Source organism: Oscillatoria sp. HE19RPO, from assembly GCF_024220515.1.
In the GTDB taxonomy this organism is placed as follows: domain Bacteria; phylum Cyanobacteriota; class Cyanobacteriia; order Cyanobacteriales; family Laspinemataceae; genus Laspinema.
The window spans coordinates 1-6,876 of sequence record NZ_JAMXOT010000330.1 but is presented as its reverse complement, the minus strand read 5'-3'; the positions used below and the strand labels follow the sequence as shown (position 1 = coordinate 6,876).

Sequence of the window (6,876 nt, the reverse complement as noted above, 5' to 3'; positions counted from 1 at the left end):
CTTATTCTCAAATCCTTGTACCAAGACTGATTGAGCTGTTTTTACTCGCCTAGAATCTCTGAACCCAGACGACTCTCCTTTAACTCTATAATTTCTCCTTGTCAAGTACAATTTATACCAAATTAGATGAGCTTACCCTGATTTATTCCCCTTGGGTTTTGAATAGTATTTCGGGCTTCTTGGACTTCGTAAACTTAGCCTTTTCGATTTGCAGAACCGTTCTGAAAACATCATAATTTTAATAAAGTAACCCCTTATGAACCCATTTAATGTTAATTTCGCCCCGAACCGTTCAGAGGCAGAGGGACAAGGATTAAGACATCCCCCCCAAACCGACAGTAACCAGCCCCTAAAACTCCTCCTCGGGAGCAGTATATTTGGGTTCCTGGTCCTCTTAACGCTCCTACTCTGGCCGGACCTCCTGGGAAATCTGTTGACCCAGGAGGGGTTTATGCCCCACGGACATTGTTATCTCTGGAAACCCTCCTTAGTCTGGCTTCATGTCACCTCAGACACTCTGATTGGCATCGCCTATGTTGCCATTTCCACCAGCCTTGCCTATTTCGTTTATAAAGCACGGCAAAATATCCCATTTCATTGGATGTTTTTAGCCTTTGGTGCCTTTATTATCGCTTGTGGCATGACCCATTTTCTAGCGGTCTGGACCTTATGGAATCCCACCTACTGGTTATCGGGAAATGTCAAATTAATCACAGCGATCGCCTCGGTCACCACGGCCATTTCTTTACCCCCATTAATCCCCAGAGCCTTGAGATTATTGGACTCGGCTCAAGTTTCTGAAGAACGCCGCTTGAATCTGGAACGCGCGAACCAAGAACTGCAAGCCCTTTATCGTCAGTTGAAGCAACTCGATGAACTCAAAAGCCAATTTTTTGCCAATGTTAGTCACGAATTGCGAACCCCCCTGGCCTTAATTTTAGGTCCCACCCAGAAGTTGCTCGCCGATCGCCCACTCTTGGAGGAACAACACCGGGACTTGCTGGTAATTGAACGCAATGCCCGAATGCTGCTCAAACAGGTTAACGATCTCCTGGATATCTCTAAGCTAGAAGCGGGCAAGATGGAACTAGCAGCCGTTCCCCTGGACTTAGCAAGTCTGATCCGCCAAGTGGCGGCGAATTTTGACGCCTTAGCCCTTGAACGGGAAATTACCCTCACCGTCCAGACTCCCGACTCTTTGGGGACCCAATTAGACGGCCAAAAAATCGAGCGGGTGGTTTTAAACTTACTCTCCAATGCGTTTAAATTCACCCCCCCGGGAGGCCAAATTGACTGTTCCTTGTCCCTAGAAGGTGGCGAAGGGGAGAACCATCCGGTGACGATCGCCATCCAAGATAGTGGTCCAGGGGTCCCTCCTGAACGGCGCGAAACCATCTTTGAGCGGTTTAGCCAAATTGAAGGGGGGAGTACCCGTCGCTTTGGGGGGACGGGGTTGGGGTTGGCAATTGTCAAAGAATTTGTAGAACTTCATCAGGGAAGCATTACCGTCTCCGATGCACCCCTAGGTGGGGCGATGTTTACCATCCAGCTTCCCGTCGCGGTGGAACCCGGGACCCCTGAGACGATGGCGGAATCTTCCCTCTGGGAGGAGTTGGCTGAATCGGCGATCGCTGAACTGACACTAGAAGTCGAGACAACTCCCACGATTCTCTTTCCCAATGACCCGCGACCCTTGGTTTTAATTGTGGAAGACAACCCGGAAATGAATCGCTTTATCGGCGATATTCTGGGACGGGACTATCAAATTGCTACGGCGTTTAACGGGCAGGAAGGATTGGAACAAGCACTCACTCTGCATCCGGATTTAATTCTCAGTGATGTGATGATGCCCCAAATTGGCGGCGATCGCCTAGTGTCTTTATTACGCAAGAATCCAGAGTTTGCCGATACTTCAATTATCATGTTGACGGCGAAAGATGATGATGATTTGCGGGTGCAGTTATTGCGCGAAGGGGTGCAAGATTATCTGATGAAACCCTTTTCCGTGGAAGAACTGCGAGCAAGAGTGGGCAATGCCGTCGCCATTAAACGGGTGCGGGATTTGTTACGGCAAGAGTTAGCCTCTCAAAGCTCTGATGTCGAAGTCCTCGCCTCGGAACTGGCTTTACATAAGCGAGAACTGGAAGCCGCCCTGATCCTCCAACAGCAACAGTCGGAAGAATTAATCAAGGCGAATCAAATCAAGGATGAGTTTTTATCCATTGTTTCCCATGAACTTCGCACCCCCCTCAATTCGATTCTGGGCTGGACCCAGTTGATGCGAACTCGCAAGCTGAATGAACAGACGAAGACGAAAGCATTGGAAACCATTGAGCGCAATGCTAAACAACAGGTGAATTTGATCGATGATATCCTGGATGTTTCCCGAATTATTCGGGGCAAAATTCGCTTACAATTGCGTCCGGTGAATTTAATTCCCATTGTTGAAGCGGCCCTGGATACGATGCTGCCTACGGCACAATCTAAGGGAATTGAGATTGATTTTAACTTTGACCCAGCAGTCGCCTTGATTTCAGGCGATAGCGATCGCTTGCAGCAAGTGGCTTGGAATTTGTTGTCCAATGCGGTGAAGTTTACCCCGGCAGAGGGTAAGATTTCGGTGGCGATCGCCCAGACGGATTCCTCTATTACCCTCCAGGTTCAGGATACGGGAATTGGCATCCCTCCAGACTTTCTACCCTATATGTTTGACGGATTCCGCCAAGCGGATAGTTCTACGACTCGCGCTTATGGCGGATTAGGGTTAGGGTTGACCATCGTCCGTCACTTAGTCGAACTCCACGGGGGCCAGGTCCAAGCCTTGAGTGAGGGGGAAGGCCAAGGGGCCACGTTAATTGTCCAGTTACCGATTCTGCCCAAACTGCCACAAGAGACACAAGAGCAAGCTATCCAGACTTCCTCCTCCCCGGAAGAGGGATTATCAAGTCAACTGTGGGCGTTGGATGGGTTGCAGGTGTTGGTGGTGGATGACGACCCGGATACGGGGGATTTAATGCAAGCCATGCTGACGGATTACGGGGTGCGGGTTCGTGTGGTGACTGGGGTTTCCGAGGCGATCGCCCTGATGGACGAATTGAAATTTGATGTTTTAGTCAGCGATATTGGAATGCCCGGAGAAGATGGATATCATTTAATTCACCAAATCCGCCAGTATGAAGCGGATAGCAACCGCCATATTCCGGCGATCGCCCTGACAGCTTTTGCTTCGGAGGAGGACCATGCCCAATCCCTCATGGCAGGCTTTCAAAAACACCTGTCTAAACCTGTAGAACCGTCCCAATTAGCGAAAGTCCTCGCTCAGTTAGCCTCGACTTTGTGAACGAGGTGTTTGAAGATACCGCTCTCCACTCTTGCCCTTTGAGAGTTAAGATAAGGGCATGAGCAAATTGGGGCGGAAAGGAAGCGGACCTACTGTAAAGTGGCTCCCGCAATCTCAGGGTTAGAGGGTGACTGCCAATCCGATACAAACACCCAAGGCGATGGCAAAAATTTTGATTGTTGATGATTCTACCCTTTCTCGGGGAATCCTGCGCCGTATCCTCCAGACCGAAGGCCACTCGATTATTGAGGCCAAAGATGGATTGATGGGCATTGAGAGTTACTATATAGAGAAACCCGATCTCGTCTTACTGGATATCGCCATGCCAGATATGCAGGGAACCGAAGTGCTGGAACAATTACTCGCCTTCGACGATCGCGCCCGGATCGTGATGGCAACTGCTGACCTGCAAGAACTGACCCGCGCTTCCGTGATGGCAGCCGGAGCCCTGGGTTATCTGACTAAACCCTATAATGCAGAAACGGTTCTGGCGATCGTGAATCAGGTCCTCCAAGGAATCACGGGAGAGGTAGGATGAATCTGACAGAAACCCAAAAGGATGCCTTAAGCGAACTGCTGAATATGGGTTTCGCTCGCACGGCTTCGGCCCTCTCGGAACTGACGGGTCATCGGGTGTTATTAGAGATGCCCCAGGTTTCTATTCACCCGATTGAAGAACTCAGTGGCAAACTGGGTACGTTTGTTACCGGGGAAATTGCCACGGTCCAGCAAATTTTTACGGGACGGGTTTCGGGCAATGCGTTGTTATTGTTGAACTATGACGGGGCGGTGCAACTGACGGAGTTGGTCACCCCAGAACAAAATATTCATCGCGATCGCCTCGATGCCTCGGCAGCAGAAGTGCTCACAGAAATTGGCAATATTTTACTCAATGCCTGTCTGAGCGTTTTTGGAAATTTGTTACAAATGCAAATCTCCTTTTCCGTTCCTCGGTTACATTTAGAAGCCTTAGATGGGTTGCTGCATTCTTTGAGCATTGGTAAGGCAGAAATGCGGTATGCAATGGTGGTTTATACCGGGTTTCGGATGAAGGAAAATTCAATTCAAGGGTATTTAGTCATGGTCTTGAGTGTGGTCTCTTTAGAAAAATTACTCGAAGAGATTGATCGCTGGGCCAGGGAGGAGATAGACCCATCTAACCTTTCCGTCTCTTCATAATTGAATAACCATATTTAGCGGTAAAAAAGGGCTTAGTAAAATGAATAGCATCACCGACACTTTTAACCATAATCAGGACCTCCTTCATTGGGTCAATGACTTAGCAGACCGAGGGATATTTACGACCGATGCCGAGTTGAATATCCAAAGTTGGAATCATTGGCTGGAACTTTATAGTGGGTTGAATGTAAATCGGGTGGTGGGGAGAAATTTACTAGAAATTTATCCCGAATTAAAGAATCGGCGATTAGAGCGGTTTTTTCACCAAGCTCTAGCGGGACAAGTGGCGGTGCTGTCTCAGCGCTTACATGGGTTTTTGTTACCGATGCTCCCGGGGGATGTTTATAAGAGCGTGCCTTATATGCTACAGAGTGCTAAAATTGCTCCGATTATGGAAGCGTCCCAGGTGATTGGCACGATCGCCACTATTGAAGATGTCACAGAACGGGTCCTGCGGGAGTCGGAACTGCAACATCAAATTAAGGAATTAAAACGCACTGAATCCGTTCTAATGGCGACTCAAAGCCAGCTTCAATATTTGTTGTCCTCTAGTCCGGCAGTGATTTATACCTGTCCCCATGACCACCCCTACTGCCCGACTTTTGTCAGTGAGAATATTATCGAACATCTGGGATATCGACCGGAAGAATTTTTAGAGTTTCCCAGTTTTTGGCGCGATCGCATTCATCCGGATGATGCAGCAGAGCTATTCTCCAGCATCAAACGGTTGTACCAGAGGGGTTATTCCCAGAGCGAGTATCGGTTTGAACATTCCGACGGCAGCTATGGATGGGTGCGAGATGAAATGAAGCTGATTTGCAAGGGGGAGCAGCAGGGTGAAGAAATTGTTGGGGCGTTATATGATATCACCGATCGCAAACGCGCTGAAGAACAGGTGCGCCAGCAGGCAGCCCTTCTGGACATTGCCACCGATGCGATTTGGGTGAAAGACCTGGATCAAAATATTCTGTTTTGGAATAAAGGCGCGGAAAAATTATACGGATGGACCCGCCAGGAAGCGACTGCCCAAAGCAGTAGCTGTCTGTTTGAGGTGAAAAGTACCGAAGAACTCAACCGCATTGAGCAAACCATCCTCACAACCGGGGAATGGCATGGAGAGTTAGAGCAAGTCACCAAAGCGGGTAAATCCATCACCGTTGCCAGTCGTCAGACCCTGGTGCGGGACGAGCGCGATCGCCCCTGTTCCATCCTCTCTGTCAATACCAATATTACTGAGAAAAAACAGCTAGAAGCCCAGTTTTTGCGAGCGCAACGCCTGGAAAGTATCGGCACCTTAGCCAGTGGCATTGCCCATGATTTGAACAACATTCTTACCCCCATTTTAGGCGCGGTGCAACTCCTGCAAATGTTCCCCTTAAACGCCCAGCAAATGCGCTTAATTTCCATGTTAGAAATTAATACCTTGCGCGGCGCGGACCTGCTCAAGCAAGTGCTTTCTTTTGCCAAAGGATTAGATGGCGATCGCACCTTGATCCAACTTAAGCACCTGATTGATGAAATCACAGCGATCACCCGGGAAACCTTTCCCAAATCCATTGAAATTACCACGGCGATCGACCCCCAACTTTGGTTAATTTCCGGGGACCCGACTCACCTACATCAAATCCTGATGAATCTGTGCGTCAACGCTCGCGATGCCATGCCCAATGGCGGGATTTTAGGCATTGAAGCTGAAAATATTACCCTCACCGAATCCGATTTAACCCTAGACCCCGAGGCTCAAGTTGGCTCTTATATTCAACTCACCATTCGAGATACCGGAACCGGCATTCCTCCGGAAATTTTAAACCGATTATTTGAACCCTTTTTTACCACCAAAGGATTAGGAAAAGGCACGGGATTAGGGTTACCCACAGTTCGAGGCATTGTCAAAAATCATGGCGGTTTTTTATTTGTTTCAAGTGCAGTGGGCAAAGGCACCGCCTTCACCGTGTACTTGCCAGCCATTCAGGGCACTGAAGTGCTAACTTCCGAACCGACAGAACTTCCTTTTGGCTCCGGTGAGTTGATTTTAGTCGTCGATGATGAAGTCGCCATCTGCGAAATTGCTCAAGCCCTTCTGCAAAAATTTGGCTATAATGTTTTAACGGCCAATGATGGCATGGAAGCTATTTCTCTTTACAGTCAACGGTCCTCAGAAATTGCCGTGGTGATTCTGGATATGATGATGCCATTCATGGATGGAAGGCTCACTTTAAAAGCCCTTCAAAAAATTAATCCCTCGGTTAAAATTATTGCCGTTAGCGGACTTTTGAGCAATTTCCCCCTATCTGAATCCGGAGAGAATAGTTCCATTAGCTGTTTATCAAAACCCTATAAAACCCGCGATTTATTAT

General features: G+C 48.5%; 4 protein-coding genes. All 4 read left to right on the top strand.

Features of this window, described 5'->3' with window-relative positions; genetic code table 11:
* The first annotated feature begins 256 nt into the window (after window positions 1-256).
* Complete coding sequence (locus NG833_RS25525; protein WP_254568087.1) at window positions 257-3,340, top strand: ATP-binding protein; 3,084 nt, start codon at window positions 257-259, stop codon at window positions 3,338-3,340.
* Window positions 3,341-3,500: 160 nt separating this feature from the next.
* Window positions 3,501-3,878, top strand: a complete 378-nt coding sequence (locus NG833_RS25520) for a response regulator (RefSeq protein WP_254568086.1) — start codon at window positions 3,501-3,503, stop codon at window positions 3,876-3,878.
* On the top strand, window positions 3,875-4,519 hold the full coding sequence (locus NG833_RS25515) for a chemotaxis protein CheC (protein WP_254568085.1): 645 nt from the start codon (window positions 3,875-3,877) through the stop codon (window positions 4,517-4,519). Before NG833_RS25520 ends, NG833_RS25515 begins: the two co-directional genes overlap by 4 nt.
* Window positions 4,520-4,559: 40 nt before the next feature.
* Window positions 4,560-6,876, top strand: a 2,317-nt coding sequence (locus NG833_RS25510) for a PAS domain S-box protein (protein ID WP_254568084.1), incomplete at its 3' end; no start/stop codon positions are given.